22 protein-coding genes are annotated in these 15,517 nt (G+C 33.3%); 2 read left to right on the top strand and 20 right to left on the bottom strand.

What is annotated here, in order from left to right; genetic code table 11:
* Positions 1-211 precede the first annotated feature (211 nt).
* From Q0893_RS10355 to Q0893_RS10305, 11 genes are all read right to left on the bottom strand, one after another.
* Complete coding sequence (locus Q0893_RS10355) at positions 212-1,753, bottom strand: rhomboid family intramembrane serine protease (RefSeq protein WP_299275164.1); 1,542 nt, start codon at positions 1,751-1,753, stop codon at positions 212-214.
* Positions 1,754-1,796: 43 nt separating this feature from the next.
* Complete coding sequence (locus tag Q0893_RS10350) at positions 1,797-2,312, bottom strand: SRPBCC family protein (RefSeq protein WP_298902211.1); 516 nt, start codon at positions 2,310-2,312, stop codon at positions 1,797-1,799.
* A 75-nt stretch (positions 2,313-2,387) separates the two neighbouring features.
* The gene (locus Q0893_RS10345; RefSeq protein WP_299275162.1) at positions 2,388-2,915 is read right to left on the bottom strand and encodes a GNAT family N-acetyltransferase; all 528 of its coding nucleotides are present in this window, start codon (positions 2,913-2,915) and stop codon (positions 2,388-2,390) included.
* Positions 2,916-2,938: 23 nt separating this feature from the next.
* The gene (locus Q0893_RS10340; RefSeq protein WP_299275160.1) at positions 2,939-4,345 is read right to left on the bottom strand and encodes an SUMF1/EgtB/PvdO family nonheme iron enzyme; all 1,407 of its coding nucleotides are present in this window, start codon (positions 4,343-4,345) and stop codon (positions 2,939-2,941) included.
* A 37-nt stretch (positions 4,346-4,382) separates the two neighbouring features.
* Positions 4,383-4,865 (bottom strand): hypothetical protein, encoded by a 483-nt coding sequence (locus Q0893_RS10335; RefSeq protein ID WP_299275158.1) that lies wholly within the window; start codon positions 4,863-4,865, stop codon positions 4,383-4,385.
* Positions 4,866-5,034: 169 nt separating this feature from the next.
* Positions 5,035-5,421 carry a hypothetical protein gene (locus Q0893_RS10330; protein ID WP_299275156.1) on the bottom strand — a complete coding sequence of 129 codons (387 nt, stop codon included), beginning with the start codon at positions 5,419-5,421 and terminating at the stop codon, positions 5,035-5,037.
* Positions 5,422-5,556: 135 nt separating this feature from the next.
* Positions 5,557-6,417, bottom strand: a complete 861-nt coding sequence (locus Q0893_RS10325) for an alpha/beta hydrolase (RefSeq protein ID WP_299275154.1) — start codon at positions 6,415-6,417, stop codon at positions 5,557-5,559.
* A gap of 114 nt (positions 6,418-6,531) precedes the next feature.
* Positions 6,532-6,942 (bottom strand): hypothetical protein, encoded by a 411-nt coding sequence (locus Q0893_RS10320; protein WP_299275152.1) that lies wholly within the window; start codon positions 6,940-6,942, stop codon positions 6,532-6,534.
* Between the two features lie 51 nt (positions 6,943-6,993).
* On the bottom strand, positions 6,994-7,284 hold the full coding sequence (locus Q0893_RS10315) for a YdhR family protein (protein ID WP_298902203.1): 291 nt from the start codon (positions 7,282-7,284) through the stop codon (positions 6,994-6,996).
* Positions 7,285-7,372: 88 nt separating this feature from the next.
* Positions 7,373-8,134 (bottom strand): class I SAM-dependent methyltransferase, encoded by a 762-nt coding sequence (locus Q0893_RS10310; protein ID WP_299275149.1) that lies wholly within the window; start codon positions 8,132-8,134, stop codon positions 7,373-7,375.
* A 27-nt stretch (positions 8,135-8,161) separates the two neighbouring features.
* Positions 8,162-8,470: an antibiotic biosynthesis monooxygenase gene (locus tag Q0893_RS10305; protein WP_299275147.1), complete on the bottom strand. Its 309-nt coding sequence runs from the start codon at positions 8,468-8,470 to the stop codon at positions 8,162-8,164.
* Positions 8,471-9,019: 549 nt separating this feature from the next.
* On the opposite strand from Q0893_RS10305, the gene Q0893_RS10300 reads away from it, so the two are divergent.
* Complete coding sequence (locus tag Q0893_RS10300; RefSeq protein WP_298902200.1) at positions 9,020-9,883, top strand: RNA polymerase sigma factor RpoD/SigA; 864 nt, start codon at positions 9,020-9,022, stop codon at positions 9,881-9,883.
* Between the two features lie 30 nt (positions 9,884-9,913).
* Positions 9,914-10,156 (top strand): cold-shock protein, encoded by a 243-nt coding sequence (locus tag Q0893_RS10295; protein WP_367180654.1) that lies wholly within the window; start codon positions 9,914-9,916, stop codon positions 10,154-10,156.
* 140 nt (positions 10,157-10,296) lie between these two features.
* Here Q0893_RS10295 and Q0893_RS10290 read toward each other — a convergent pair whose 3' ends face one another.
* From Q0893_RS10290 to Q0893_RS10250, 9 genes are all read right to left on the bottom strand, one after another.
* On the bottom strand, positions 10,297-10,824 hold the full coding sequence (locus Q0893_RS10290; protein WP_299275144.1) for a GNAT family protein: 528 nt from the start codon (positions 10,822-10,824) through the stop codon (positions 10,297-10,299).
* Between the two features lie 186 nt (positions 10,825-11,010).
* Entirely contained in the window at positions 11,011-11,748 is a 738-nt protein-coding gene (locus Q0893_RS10285; protein WP_299275141.1) for a hypothetical protein, read from the bottom strand.
* Positions 11,749-11,814: 66 nt separating this feature from the next.
* A complete protein-coding gene (locus Q0893_RS10280) occupies positions 11,815-12,696 on the bottom strand; it encodes a cyanophycinase (protein WP_299275137.1) in 882 nt (293 codons plus the stop codon).
* Positions 12,697-12,846: 150 nt separating this feature from the next.
* The gene (locus tag Q0893_RS10275) at positions 12,847-13,296 is read right to left on the bottom strand and encodes an SRPBCC family protein (RefSeq protein WP_298902196.1); all 450 of its coding nucleotides are present in this window, start codon (positions 13,294-13,296) and stop codon (positions 12,847-12,849) included.
* A 5-nt stretch (positions 13,297-13,301) separates the two neighbouring features.
* Positions 13,302-13,637, bottom strand: a complete 336-nt coding sequence (locus tag Q0893_RS10270) for a hypothetical protein (RefSeq protein ID WP_298902195.1) — start codon at positions 13,635-13,637, stop codon at positions 13,302-13,304.
* A complete protein-coding gene (locus Q0893_RS10265; RefSeq protein ID WP_298902194.1) occupies positions 13,634-14,050 on the bottom strand; it encodes a VOC family protein in 417 nt (138 codons plus the stop codon). Before Q0893_RS10265 ends, Q0893_RS10270 begins: the two co-directional genes overlap by 4 nt.
* A gap of 61 nt (positions 14,051-14,111) precedes the next feature.
* A complete protein-coding gene (locus Q0893_RS10260) occupies positions 14,112-14,528 on the bottom strand; it encodes a helix-turn-helix transcriptional regulator (RefSeq protein ID WP_299275132.1) in 417 nt (138 codons plus the stop codon).
* Between the two features lie 14 nt (positions 14,529-14,542).
* Complete coding sequence (locus tag Q0893_RS10255) at positions 14,543-15,070, bottom strand: hypothetical protein (RefSeq protein WP_299275129.1); 528 nt, start codon at positions 15,068-15,070, stop codon at positions 14,543-14,545.
* 173 nt (positions 15,071-15,243) lie between these two features.
* Complete coding sequence (locus Q0893_RS10250; protein WP_298902191.1) at positions 15,244-15,420, bottom strand: hypothetical protein; 177 nt, start codon at positions 15,418-15,420, stop codon at positions 15,244-15,246.
* Positions 15,421-15,517: the final 97 nt, after the last annotated feature.

The raw sequence follows: 15,517 nt of genomic DNA, 5'->3' as shown, positions 1-15,517 counted from the left end.
TGGTCTATTGCATATATATTCTATAAATTCAATAAATGTTGGTTCTTTTTTCACGGTTATTTAATTGTGCCTAACGTGTTATATGAGGATAAATATACACGTTTTTGGGTGTTATTTTCCCATAATCGGGAAGTTTTGTTCCTGTTTGCAGGTTGTGATCGTGCGAATTAAATCATAGTTTTTTAAAACAAATGATGTACTATAGCTATTGCTATTTTGCCTTTTCTTTAAGCTGTGTTTTGTTTGATAGAATTAAAATACCACCAACAATAAATCCACTTATTAAGCCACCAAAATGTGCCGCATTATCGATACCACCAAAAAAGCCAAACACTAAACTTATACCTGCATAAAGCCCTAATAAGATCCAATTGAAACTAAGCATATGTTTCGGATAAATTTTAAATAACGTAAACGCCAGGATAAGACCATACAGCCCGAAAATTGCTCCAGACGCTCCAACACTAATCGTATGTTCGTGCCAATAGATACTGGCAAGACTTGCTAGTAATCCGCAAATCATATAAATGACCATCAATTTTACAGCGCCTAGCACTTTTTCTAACAAATGACTGGCAAGACCAAGGCCAAGCAAGTTCATAAATAAATGCATGATTCCGCCATGGATAAACATTGATGTGAATAACCTCCAATAGTCTCCATTTAAAACTTCAAATCGCCTATGTCCTCCAATCTCAAGAAGCTCCTTTGGTGTTGGAGACATTATATTAAGTCCGTAACCTACCATAATTAAAAAGACCACAATATTAATGAGTAAGAGAATAGCAGTAGTTTTATATTCTCCTAAGGGGTTTAAGAGGTTTAGAATATCTTTTAGATCGTCTTCTTGTAGTGGTTTCTTTTTCTTAAAATTGTTTAATTCCTTGTCGTCAATTTTTGGAAATAGAACTAGAATCAATACAATGAAGGCGCCAATGCCAAAAGAACCAAAAATCCAAAGGAATGCATGCTGTCCAAGCCTTTCTTCAAAGCGGTCTTTTTTGGGCACAAGGACAATGTGTTCGCTTTTTTCAAAATCGGGATTTTTCTGCTCAATAGCCTCCAAATAACCATCTCTATCATCTGAATATCCTAGCTTTTCAAAGTATGTAACCTCCTGAAAATTATAAGTATTAAATGCGTCCTCAGATAGCGTTAAGAAGTTTCTGTATTCCGAATCTTTTTTCTGGTCACTTATTCTATTGTTTACTTTTTTATTGTACTCAACGCCATACCAAACCGCCGTCGTACTTTCAAATGGGCAGGCGAGGTACAGGTAAAAGTTTAAGTCTTCGTTATTTCGACCAGAACTACGTGATGTTATATATGGGAGGCTAGAATTAAAATCAACTTTGAAGGTCTCTATTTTGAAGTATTTTTCTTTTTTTAATGCTTTTACTTCTGAAACGGAGCCGACTTCGATTAAGTCGAACGTGTTTTTTTCAAGATAGTTTTGACTCATTACCATTGGAACAACCATAGCCATTACCATGACAAGTTGATATATAAAATGACCGCTACCATTTTTACCTTGAAGATTTAAAACTCGTAGTCGTCTTCGAAGCCAAATAAGAACAGAAACCCAAGGAAGTGCAATAGGAATCCAAAGATTTAGCACATCGTCTTTTAGTGGTAAAACACCAAGTTTAAGGTCTAGAGTCCAGCGAAAAATGTTATAAAAAAGTACAGTGCCTATAGCTGCCAATAGAAAAGGGATAAAGACTACTGTAAGTTTTGTTTTGATGGTATCCAATACGTTAAGGGCTTGGTTATTTAGGTTTTAATATTGAATGTCTCTAATTGTCTTCTATCGTTTTTTTTAGATTAGAAAGGTTGGTTTCTTCCTGTGTTTTCATAGAACTCCCCATTAAGGCAACCATAGATTTTGAAATTATTCCGTTTCCTCTACATGTTGTATTCGACTTAATTTTTGTTTTGCCATCTACAGAGGTCATTGTAAGGTTATAATCCATATCCATAAAATCTGAAGTAAATAACATCGATATAGATTCGTTAGGAACAATTTCTGTAATGGTTTCTCTAATCGTCATTTCTTGTCCGTCACTAATAAAATAAATATCAGATACGGCTCCAACTGTTCCAGGAGTACCGCTTATGTGTTCTGTTTTTTGAAATCCCATTAACCACTTTGCCATGTTCTTATCATCTTGGCTAACAGCCCAAGATTCGGCTAATGGTTTATCTGCTATGACTTCACATTCATAGGTTACTTCTGATTTGACTAGACCTAAAAGAAAAAATCCGATGACTAGAATGGCTAAAATTCCGAGGATGTACTTTAAATACTTCATGGTTTTGATATATTAAGTTAATTGATATCTATTTATGTCGTGTCTCAGTTTTAAAATAGAACACGATCTATGTCACTAGTTGTTCTTCAGCAGCAATCTCATCATAATATCGGTTTGCTCGTCATTACCTAATTTGAAAATATGTTTGTCAAATTTTACAAATCCATTTTTCTCATAAAACCGAATAGCCCTTGGGTTGTCTTCCCAAACGCCTAACCAAATATAATCAACTTTTTGTTGCTTTGCGAGTTCTATGGCTTTTTGGTAGAGTAGTTGCCCTACCTTTTTGCCATGAAATTCTTTTAAAACATAAATCCGCTCGATTTCAAGTGCATTCTCACCACTAATTTCTGTTTGCGACTTACCAAAATTAATTTTTAAATAACCTATGTTTTGATGTTCGAGTTCAGCAAAATAAAATTCAGAATTTTTATCGTTGAGCTCAGTTTCAAGTACCTCTTTTGAGAACTTATGCTTCAAATAATCGTTCATATTGGCTTCACTGTTACCAGAGGAAAAGGTCTCGGCAAAAGTCTGTTTTCCAATATTTTGTAATTGGTCAATATCACTTAGAGTAATTTTTCTAATGTTGATGTCATTCACTTTTATGAAGGTTTTGTTTTAACCTATCTAGCCAATCTACAGCCATAGGCTTTATTTCTGTTTACACCATGCCATCCTCCATAAGGTCTATAGGCGATTGGGCTAAAAGGATTAAACTCATGATATGCTCTATTATATCCATAAAAACCGCCACCACGGAAACCAACGCCACCAGCATCAGCATCTCCAGTAGGCCAATCGGTATTTGTTGCAAGCCCATTACTTCCTAGTTTTCCGTCGCCATACGACCCTGTATACAGTCTTCCAACAGGATGTCCTATACTTACAACTCTTTCCCACATACTTCCTGATAAATCCATTACCCAATAATAAGACGCACCAAAATAGGCGAGGTTATCATCAGATAGCATATCTTCTTCCCAACCGTTGTTCATTTGTAAAACACCGTTAGCATCGGGCATTCTTTGCATTAAATATTTGTTATTTGTCCCCCAAGGAAACTCACCTGCTATTGGTTTTCTATTTCCTCTGGAGGCTTTAGTAAATTCGAATTCTGTCATTGGACGTAGACCAGACCAATCGGCAAGTGTCATGGCATCTTCCCAACCCAAAAACTTACAAGGCTTATTTTCATAAGGTGTTTGAAATTTCTGTTCAATGAATGTTATGGATCCTCCATCGCGTTCATAGTTTTCTTCTTTCGTAATATTTCTTAGGTCTTGCCAATCATTAGGGAGTGTATTTAAAAATGTAGCATATAGTCCTTCCGTGATTTCATATTTCATAAGATAAAAGGCGTCAACCCCTTTAGGGAACCCTGCGGGTACAACACCTGTTTGGTCACCCTCATAACCTTCTTTTTTTTGATAAAAAAGATCAGCATCCATTCCTATTTTTAACTCGGATGTTTCCGATTTTAAACGACATAATGAAACCGTGTTTTTATGGCTTGTAGGTTGGTATAAACTACCATAATTTTGGGCAGATGGATCAGGATCGCCTAGCACAAAGTCCTGTTTCGGAATGTTAACCATTTCAATTCCAAATACTCGGAAAGCAGCATTACGATTATTTATAGATTCGAAGTTTTGATGATTTAAAGTAATTTTTATTGTGACATTAATATTGCCTCTAAATGCCGACTTAGGAAAAACAAAAAGCCCAACCGAATCTGGAGCTGTCTCAAAACCTAAATCTACAGGAACATCTGAGAAGTCGGCAACTTTTGAATGTCCATCTCCTAATACATTTATATGATACGCCTGACCATTTGCAGGTATCGATTTGAAAAATAACCAAACCGCATCATGATTTTTGTTAGTATGCCAAGAATTGTCCCAACTGAGGTTAAAAACAGCAGTTGCTTTTCCGTTTTCAAGATAAAGAACAGGAGTTGAAAGTTTAAGATTATCTGAATACCCAACTAAAGTACTACATAGTAAAACCAAAAAAAGAAAATATGTTTTCATAATATTAAGTATTATAAAGATTGCTTGTTGTCGTTTTTTAATCGGTTTCTATGCTAAGTTTTACATGTTCATCGAAACCAAAAACATCAATCATAACTCTAGAGGTTAGCTCTATAGCTAAATCGATGTCATTATTTATGCGTTTGCTAAACGTACTTAAGGAACCATTCTCAGCCGTTTCTGTTTCGTCTGTGTATGTAGGCGACGTTTCATGAATGATGTCGTACGTTTTTAATATGTTCTTTGCGTTTTCTAGTTGCGTTTTACTGAGTTGATCTGATGGTAAATCGAATAATAACTCTTCGTTTTTATTTCCTGCAAACTGAACAAATTTCCCAGAATTTGGCTCTTCAAAAATCACAAAAGTATAAGGGCCTTCTTTTTCCATCATCTTTACCAATTCTGCTCTTATTCTATCATCTTTAAGTTTGGCTGTCCCTTGATATTCCCTATGTTTTTTAGATTGCGAGCATGAAAAAAGGCCTATAGAGAATAAGGTTAGAATAATTATGTTTTTCATTTTAATGGTATACAATATGTTAAAGTTTCGTATTGAGATTTAATCTCGAAACAAGTTAACAAAAGAAAATGAGCTAAAGGGCAATCGATTAGATTTTGTATTATCGAAGTTTGCTTATTTCATGCTCAAGTGCATGCCAAATAAGAAGTTGAAAAGTGTTGTTATAGTTCTAGTCTATCCTAATAAATTCTTTAACCATAGGCGTATCATCAACGCCTTTAATCTCAGAACTCATAACGTACGAGGAGTCTGTAGTTTTTATAATCTTCGAAACTAAAATAAAATCGGAAATAGGATAATTATTGGTGTTCTCTAAAATGTCTTTTAGACTAAGTTCTAACGTACAATCACTAGTCCATACTGCATTTAATTCTACTTTGATGCCTAACTTTGGAAGGTATTCTATTTGTGTTGAATCGTTTCGGGTAATGTAATTCGTGCCAGTTTGGTCATCTTCCATTTTAAATTTCCCTGTTTTAAAATCTTTACATTCAGTTGGTACTGAAGCTCCAAAAAGACAAGTTACTAGAAAAACAATCAGTATGTGTATCTTCATTTTAATTGTGTTTATGTTGGGTTGGTATGTTATTTAAAACGGTAAAGGAGTAAGGTAGTAAAAAGACACGAATCTCTTAAGTGAATTTAGAAGTTTTTCCAGCTAAGGTTAATCAAAAACAAGCATGTGACCGTATTATTGTTGGCGTCTATTTCTATTTAGGTGTTTAGTAATGGCCTCATTTAATTCCTGATAATTTGTTTGTATTAACCAATGTCCAGCATCTAATTCGATAAACTCGTAATCACTTCTCATATATTGATGGCTTTCATCGACAGAAAAGGAGCCTATCGCAAGGTCTTTATTTCCCCAAATAAATAAGGTTGGAACCTCAATATCTCCAAGTATTTGCTTTTTTGCTGCTGTCTTTAATAATTTATAATTACCACGATAATAATTTAACGCAGCGGTAAGTTGTTTTGGATTCCGGAATACGCTCAAATAATCGTCTATTTCGTCTGATTTGCTATGTTTCCAGAGTTTTTTAAATACTTTAAAGTCATGTTTTCTAATTTGTATTTCAGGAAGAAATGGCAACTGGAAGTTCTTTATATATTGGCTCATTTTAATTTGTTCTGGATCTACAACAATTGCCTTACCGAATGCTTGAAGGTGAGGTACAGAGATTCCTGTCCAACTTAAAATGTTGTCTTGATAGTCATGTACCAGTTTCCAGCCAATAGCCGCTCCCCAATCATGGCCAACAAGATGAAACTTCGATGTGTTTAGATATCTAGAAATGTTCAAAACGTCTTTAGATAATTGGTCTAAACTGTAGTGCTTTTTTCCTTTAGGGCATGCATTTTTACTATATCCTCTTAAATTGGGTGCAACACAATAAAATCCTTTTTCAGAAAAGCTCGACATGAGTTGCTTCCACATGTATGACGTTTCAGGAAAGCCATGTAATAATATCACGAGTTCGTTGTCTTTATTACCATCGGTTCGACAATCGAATATTAAATCATTAATCTTAATTTGAATGGTTTCTTGCATGACTTAGTATTTGGGCTTGTGTTTTTGTGAATTGCCTAGAACTAAGTTAGTAAAAAGAAAATGAACCACAGGAATCCTGTATCTGGGTTTTGGGTATGCCGAAACTAGTTCTTGCTAGTTATTTGCTGTATGCGATTTTTTAGTAATTCTTTTTTCAAAAGCAAACTTTACGATACGGATTAAAATAAGCAGAATAGCTACTACAGAAGAGAACCAGGCTGTATTATAAACGCCAGAATAAAAATCATCGATTGGAATAAAATCTGAAAATGCGGTTCCTAAAATAATGCTTGCTAAAAAACATCTAATTACTGTTTTAAACCAACTTGGTTTGGTGGTGATTTCATAAATTCCTATAATCAAAACAAATAAAAATAAGGAGTCATAGGTTATCACTATATGGACAATACCATCGAGGACTGGATTTTCTTTTCGCCATTCCTCAAGTTTATAATGTTCTTTTAGAGATAGCAGTAATTGAATACTGATTAAAATTATAGAAAAAAGAGGTTTATAGAATTTCATTCTTCGTTTTTTGATTCAGATTTGAACTATTTATATTCGCAATGTCTAGTACTATTTAGTTCTTAATCGAAAAAGAATATCCATAATCTCGATATTTGGGGCTTCAATAATTTCATAAGCCCCAGGAATACTTTTTGCTAAATCTGACTTTAGATAAGCATTGAGCGATTCTTGTGATTCCCATACGTAGATGCCACCATATTCTTGAGGTTGACCCGTTTTTACGTAATACTTTTGGACAAGACCAGGAATAACCTCGAATTGAGGTTCTCGTTTTTTCGCTCTATTTAATAATTCGTCTTCTGAAAGTTTAGACTTTAATTTGATAATCTGTAGAATCATGACGTTTCGTTTATTTAGTTTTTTTATAATTATCTATGGGAAATCCTGTTATTGTTTTCATTTCCACCCATTTTTATTAGGACAGTCGTTATAACGCATTTTTACAAACCAATATCTGCTTGTCAGAATGATCATTGAATGGGGCTTCTTCAAAATTTCCGAATTTATTAATAACCTCAAACCCTTGATGTTCTAGGTATGAATCTAATTCTTGCGGGAAAAACAATCTCATATCTAAGTTTTGAATCGAATCAAACTTGCCATTTATAAAATAATGCCATTCTATACGATTAATTTGAGTAGCACTCTCATAGCGCATAGTTTGTTTTATCAGAATGTTCCTTCCGTCTTTGGCGGTGTATTTAGAAATTTCTTTTTGTTCCTTTTCAGCTTCAACAATAAACTGGATGTTCGGATTAAAACAATCTAATAGAAATAAACCGTCTGCTTTGAGATGCTTTTTAACAACATTAAGCGCTTTAAATAGATCATCATTTTCATAGAGATGATGAATTGAATTAAACGGAATAAAAATGAGATCGTATGTTTCTGATAGATCTAAGGTTCTAATATCGGCTTCAATAAATTCAATTTCTAACCCTTCTTTAGAGGCCTTTGTCTTTGCTTTATTAAGCATAGAAGCCGTGTAATCTACTCCAGTAATATGATGTCCTGCCTTTGCAATAGGCAGTGTGAGCCTACCAGTGCCACAACAAAGCTCAAGGATTCGACCATTTGTTTTTTTGGATATCCATCGTTTGTAAAATTGCAAATCTGACAGATTGGTATTCATCCCATCATAAATATTTGCATCATAAATTAAATCTCCAACTTTATAATCGTTATTCATTTTGTGCTTCAATTCGTTAATTAAAAATTAGTGCTCTTGCGCAAACACCTGATAATGCGTGACTTTTTCTGGAAAATCAATAAGGTAATTTTTGTCTTCTGGATAGTATTTTGCTCTTTCGAAATCGTCTCCAGCGAAATTTTTTATCACTTCCATATTTTTCCAAAATGTCAATAATTCGAAATAAGCAAAGTCATTATCTGTTCGTTTAAGAAATATGAGTTTAATAAAACCATTAGTTTTTTTGTAATCAGGTATTGCCCTAGATTTCATAAACGCTGTATACGCTTCTAAATGTTTAAGCTGAGTTTTTCCTTTCCAGATTCGTGCTATCATATCAGTTAGGTTTTTCCGACTAACGTATCCGTTTACGGATATTTACGCTCTCCAGAAACTAAGTTAGTAAAAGAAAACGAGGAAGAAGGCATCTATTTGACTTAGCTAACATCATTTACTGGATTCGTGTTACAACTGTTAGACTCTATTATTGAAGTCTACGTGATTACTCAATGTTCTACTTTGTGTTTGCTTCGGTTTCTAAATGGGTCAATTTATAATTTGTACTGTAACATACTTTATCTTGCTCCCCAAACTGTTCTAAAAATCTTTATCATTTTGATTTTAAAACAGATAAGATTGCTCAATGAAGTTTAAACTACTTTGTTGTTTTCTGAAAATAAAAGAGATAAACTCGTGTTATCCCAATTATAAAGTGTTTCTTTACACAGTTTGTATACTAAATTATTTAGTAATGATGTCTCTTCATGACCTACTTCCTTACTAGGCTATTTTTGTAGTCAACTGCTACTTTTTTAACCCATAGATCCTTAGAAAGAATGATGTCTCATTATTATTTTGACGATTGAATAAAACTTTGTTTTTTAAATGAAATCACTTAAAATAATTGAGCAAATTACTATTAGAAATGAGGAGTCGCTTAATAAGTACTTAAGTGACATTAGTAAAATTAGTTTAATATCATTAGAAAGGGAAGTTGAGCTGGCGGTGCAAATTAAAGCTGGTAATACACAGGCGTTAAATGAACTCACAAATGCGAATTTAAGATTCGTTGTTTCAGTTGCGAAGCAGTATCAAAATAGAGGCTTATCGCTTCCAGATTTAATTAATGAAGGTAATTTAGGTTTATTAAAAGCGGGCAAGCGATTTGATGAAACCCGTGGGTTCAAATTTATATCATACGCAGTTTGGTGGATTAGGCAAGGCATAGTGCAATCTTTATCGGAAAAATCAAGACTAATTAGGTTGCCTTTAAACAAGATTGGTGTTGTAACTAAAATAACAAAATCAATAGCATTTTTTGAGCAAACGCATGGTCGTAAACCAACATCATATGAAATTTCTGATATTATTAATGTACCTGTTGAAGAGGTGGAAATTTGTATGAAAAGTTCGACGCATAAGGTTTCTATGGATGCTCCTTTATCTCCAGAAACAGACCTTAATATGCACAATATTATTATTAAAGATGTGTTTCCACAGCCTGATGGAGTTTTATTATTAGACTCACTCCAAACAGACATAGAAGCTGTGCTTAACTCACTTTCAGAAAGGGATGCAGATATCATTAAACTCCACTATGGCATTGGCTTTCAGTCTTCGATGAGCTTGTTGGAAATAGGTGATTTATTTGGAATTTCACGAGAGCGCGTTAGACAAATTAAAGAGTCTGCAATTTTCAGAATTAAAAATTCAAACAAGTCTCAACTATTAATAAAGTATTTGGGATAAAAAAATAATTATTAATTAAAACACAAAAAGATGATTAAAGCATTTATAAATAAATTAATGAATACTAATAAAGTAAATATTATGAAAGAAGGTAAAGTAAAATTTTTTAACAATTCTAAAGGATTTGGTTTTATAACAATTAACGATACTGAAGAAGAAATATTTGTTCATAAATCAAACCTTATTGATCAAATAAAAGAGAACGATAGTGTAATGTTCGATGTAGAACAAGGCGATAAAGGAATGAACGCTGTTAAGGTAAGTGTGGTTTAATACGCACCACTAAAAAGTAATAAAAACCATCTGCTAAGATGGTTTTTTGTTTATAGTGAGATTCCATGATAGCAAGTTAATTTCAATAACTCATTATGCGTTGTATACAATATATTCTAGTATAAGCCTTTTAAATCGCTTTATTGATTCAGATATTCGTTTTTAAAAATCATCAACATTCTATGATCGTAGTACTTGTCGTTAATTTTCAAAAAATTCTTTTGTAATCCAAATTCCTGAAATCCAATTTTCTTATAAATGTTTTCAGCATTTTCATTGATTGCTATGACACCAATTTCTATCTGTTCGATACCATCTAATGTAAAGGCTTCGTTTAGGGTTGCTTTTATCATATTTGAGCCAATGCTTTTTCCTTGATATTCAGGATTTACATAGACTTGAATAATTATACCTCCATGGCTTGCTTTTCTTCTTTCATTCCTCTTAAATCCTGAAATGCCAATTAAGTTGTTATTACTAAATGCACCAATAACAAAATTATTCGCATCGGATTGTTCTATGAATGGCTGAAAAAATAACCTTTCCTTTAGGATTTCATCTTGATAATCTGTTGTGAAATACTCGGGATAGTTCTTTAAACACTCTAAACGAATATGCCTATAGGAATTAGATTCGTTAGGACTCAGTTTTCGAATTTGAATTTCCATTTAATGTTTAGTTGAAAGTGTTTGTTTATAGCAATTGTGCGCATTCATTTAACTCATGTCTTACCTTGGCAAGAACTAAGTTAACAAAAGAAAATGAACCCAGAGAGTAGCTGTAGCGTTTTGATGCTATTGGGTTGCTTTGGTAAGCTCATACGAATACAAATTACGCAATTGATGATATAGAGGTTAGCCGTTGTCTTTTTTTCTAGAATTTATGTGTTCAATAGCACTTTCGATATAATACTTTAGACTATTGCTTCGTGTTCTCTTAAGCTCTGCTTTTAAAACGTCGAAGCATTTTTCGGTTCCGGTTGTTCTAAGCGTAGCACAAATCATCCCTTTAGTATGCTTGTCGCTTAGCTTAAATCCTTTTATTAACACATCTTCTATGTCTGTATGCTCAGAATTCTGCAAAGCACCTAAGGCATCAATTCTATTCTGGTAGGTACCATTAACGACTAAATACTTTAGATAATCGATATTTAAATGTTGCGGTTTTTTTAATTCACGAAACCTACTCAAAATGGTTGTAACAACTTCCTCGTGATCTGTTAGTTTTAATTCTGAAAGCAGAAAATCGAACAATTCAAAGTCCTTAGTATTGACACATAAACTACTAAGGCAGCGGTAAACATATTGTTTATTGTCAATAAATTCAGAATCATTTAATAATTGCATCAGTTGAGGTTTCAAATTTGGGTCTTTTAATTCGTCGGAAACTCTATAGGCGAACCAACTGGGAGTGTCTTCACTTCCAAAAGACATATCTCGTTTTTGTTTTTTTACGATGTTATTTGAAATTGGATCATTGTTTCCCATTTCTCTTATTAAAGTGCGGATGTCTGAAGATTTTAACCTAGCAATGAGTTGGTCTCTATCTTCCTTTACTTTATCGTCTAAACTTTTGAATAGTCTAAATAGCATGAGTTTATAATTTTCTAAAGATATTACGAACCTGCTCACATGTGATATGCAAGCGTTATGAATACTCTATTTCCAGATTACCTTTCTTTCCCTTAAGTTATATTTATCTCCACTTTTAAGAAAATAGAACAACTGATCTTTGCCAGGTAGTTCCTTTTGAGGCCATTCCTCATATAAATCAGAACCCTCAACAGACCAAAATGATTGGTCATAGATGAGGACATAGCTTTTTCCTATAACTTCAAGAATATCGCCTTTAATAATAACAGCAGTGCTCTCATCAATTCCAATACCTAAAAGTTCAGGTTTAAGCTTAAGAATTGTGAACATATCAAATTGTCTGTTTCTGGTTAAGACGTGCTGATCAATGGTGACATTTGAAATAAATCCGAATCCAACTTCATGGTCTCCCATCATAATCTGATTGCTTTTTGTGTCTCCTCTTGCTAGATATGAGCCCTGAATGGTTGCACCAGCGGAGGAACCTGCAATAACGCCACCTCTGTCTAATAACTTTAACATTTCTTCGTGCGCTTTAGTATTTAAATAACTGTCTGCGAGACGCCAATGTCTCCCGCCAGTAAAATAGATACCAGTTGCTTCTTTGATGGGTTTAACAAAATCGTCTGTATTGGCCATAGCAGGATCACTTGTGTGTAAAATGGTGAAATTGCTAATACCGTATTTTTTGAAATTAGTTTTTAGTAAAGTTGTATCTATCTTATTATTCCTAACAAATGCGGTAGGTATGACCACTATTTTAGCCGAATCGCCTCCCGCTAGATTGCGGAATTCTTTCATAATATTAGTATCTGCAATTTTTCCGCCGCCAATAGCTATAAGTGTTCCATTTTTGTTTCCAGTAGTTATTGTTTTGTCTTGGGCATTGCTATTTTTTGGTAAAAAGAGTATGGCAAAAATTAGAATAGGTAGTGTTAGTCTTAGCATAGTATTTTGTTCAAAACATTCTATTACATCTCTATAATTTTAGATGTGTTACTTAGAACTAAGTTAGAAAATAAAGAGAAACTTCTTGCTAAGAAATGCTAGAAGTTCGTGATAAGGGGTTTAGAAGTAACTCTTTAGACCCGTTTTTATCTAGCTATTTGTTTTAGTTCCTTCTGCGAATGCCTTGAATTGGTTCATCCATTTCTGACTTTGTGCTTTAAATTTACTCGGAAATAGCTTAGCCATTAGCTTAATCATAAACCCGTTAAACTTTGTATACTCTACAATTGAAGTATATAGAGTTTTAGAATTCCCAAGGTCTTCAAAACGAGAAGACTGGGTATTTGTCATGTGAATATGCTCGTACAATGCAAGTTTTTCCTTGGGCAAATTGGATGAAATAATCGTTTCAATGAGTTCTATTTTTTGTTTTCCACTAAGAGTAATTTTAGATTTTGCTCCAGCGGTATGTGGTGTGCCCTCCAAATGTTCAATGCTCTCAAAACCATCTTGCCATTTTTTAAAGTGGTTTTCATTGTTCCAGAGAGTAACAACTTCGTCAATAGGTAAGTCTATCTCAACACTACAGGTATATTTCATGATGTTTATTTCTTTTTGGTTGGTTTTGGTTTTAGCCCAGAAGTGTAGCTAAAACTTTTGTCTAAGTATTTTGACAATGTTTCAAGATCTGTAAGTAAAGTGTCGGGAACAGACACATATTCCTTCATTATTCGTCCATGTTGTTCCATTAATTTGGTGTTGAATGTTTGGATAAAATCCGCTCTGTCATCGGCAGAAAGCCTTAATCCCATTGTTCCGTCTTTAGATAAAAAAGAGAACATATGTCCGTTTACAGAAGTATAAGGCATAGTTTTTCCTTTTCTTTCAATTTTAGGATGAGATTCAATTAATAGATCGTATTGTTTTTGAGTGTCTTTCATTCTTTAATTTTTTGAACTAACGAAAACCAATTTCCAGAGTCATCTTTAAACATGGCTTCTATACCAGATACACCAGGCTTAGGTGCTTTTATAAATTCTACACCTTTCTTTTTTAATTCTTCATAGGTTGCATAAATATCCGTACACTCGAAAATCCCAAATCCGAATGCTCCTTTTTCAACCAATTGAGAGAGTTGAGAAGCAATTTTACCAACAAACATTAAACCTGTATTAATGGGAATTAACGTTATTTCTAACTCCGTTTGGTTTTGTGGTCTAACGGTTAGCCAACTTCCTTTGTCGCCAACGGGAACGTCCATTACGACGTTGAAACCTAATTTGTTAACATAAAAATCGCGAGCGCTTTCTTGATCAAGGACAAAAATACTGCTATGTGAAAGTTTGCTAATCATATCTGTTTATATAAACAAAGTAATGTACTTTATTTGTTTTTGAATTGTTGATTCTTGCTATTTAGGTTTTCCAACCCAAATATTGAGCAAAATCTGTTGGGATATAATTTAAGGGATTTTGCTCTATTTTTTTGCTATTGTTTTTTTTCATTTCTGAAAACTCTAAGGGTGTCATAAGTTCCTTTTTTTTAAATAATTTAATAAATGAACTTGCACTTTCGAAACCAATAGAGCAGCAGACTTCTTGCGTTGATACCCCTTTAGATAAGAGAGTTTTTGCTTCATTGAGCCTCAGATAAGTTAGATATTCAAGTGGTGTTTTATGATAACACGTTTTAAAGAGTCTATGAAAATGAAACTTTGAAAAACAGGCTTGATTTGCAATTAACTCGAGGTCAATTTTTTCTCGAAAGTTGGCGTCTATAAATAGCTTAGCTTCTATAATTTGTTTGTAAACATAAATTCTTGGAATAGACATGTTGCTTATGTTTTTTAATGATGTGTTATGTTATTTCTAAGATTTTCTTTTATACCTTTTAATAAATAACGTTGAAAAGCGTAAACCACCAAACGAAATGGAACATGCATAAAACTCCCAAAATAGTCCTTCAGTTTGTAATTGCTTGACAATATTAAATCAATACCGTTTTCGGTTTTTAAAAGTTGATATCCGCCAGTTTGAATTTGAAAAGGTCCATTTGATAAATTCATAAAATGACCCACTTTAAAGTTTTGGGTTGGATTAAATTTAAATCTGTACGCCTTATTAACATCCCATTCTAAAATCTCTTGCTGAAATTGCTCATTGTTTGAAAAAACAGCTATACGATAACCGCCTATTCCTTTTTTAATAACTTCAGCAGACAATGGTTTTGGTATTCCAAAGAGTTTGAAAAGAAAAGGAAATTTAAATTTGGCCACCATAACGTCCGTTATTTCGTCCCAAATCTCTGAAGGATCAAAGTTCAAATTAATTGAATTAGAAACAAATTTAGTTTGATATCCAGTTATAAAACTCATTTTATCAATGACACACAAGGCATTTATATTGTCGAGGAACTAAGTTAATAAAAGAAAACGAACTCAAGTAAAATTTGACAAATTTTCAGAATAGGATAGGAGTGAGGACGTGTGGTTGCGGTTAGTACTATGTACTAAGGTGTTATATTCAGTTTTTAAATTAAGCCTAAGTGTTATCTTCTATTGTTTACATAAAGTGTTAAGCCATAATAAAAAAGCCCCATAAACAAAATAGTAAAGATTACTGGTATAGATTCACGATTTGTGTTTGCAATTATTAATTCCTTTGCGGCACCAGCAGCAAAAAAACTTAAAACAATTCTAACGAAAGTCATTTTTAAATACCTCATTAATAAATTTTAAAATAGTCTATGTGTTCAACAATGATTGGCATCTGGTTGTATGTGAGGTAAGTTAGCAAAAAAGAATAAAGCACATTAATATTTG

This window comes from uncultured Psychroserpens sp. (genome assembly GCF_947494225.1).
Taxonomy (GTDB): Bacteria; Bacteroidota; Bacteroidia; order Flavobacteriales; family Flavobacteriaceae; genus Psychroserpens.
Note: the sequence above shows the minus strand (reverse complement) of the source record. Positions and strands in the feature narration are given on the sequence as shown.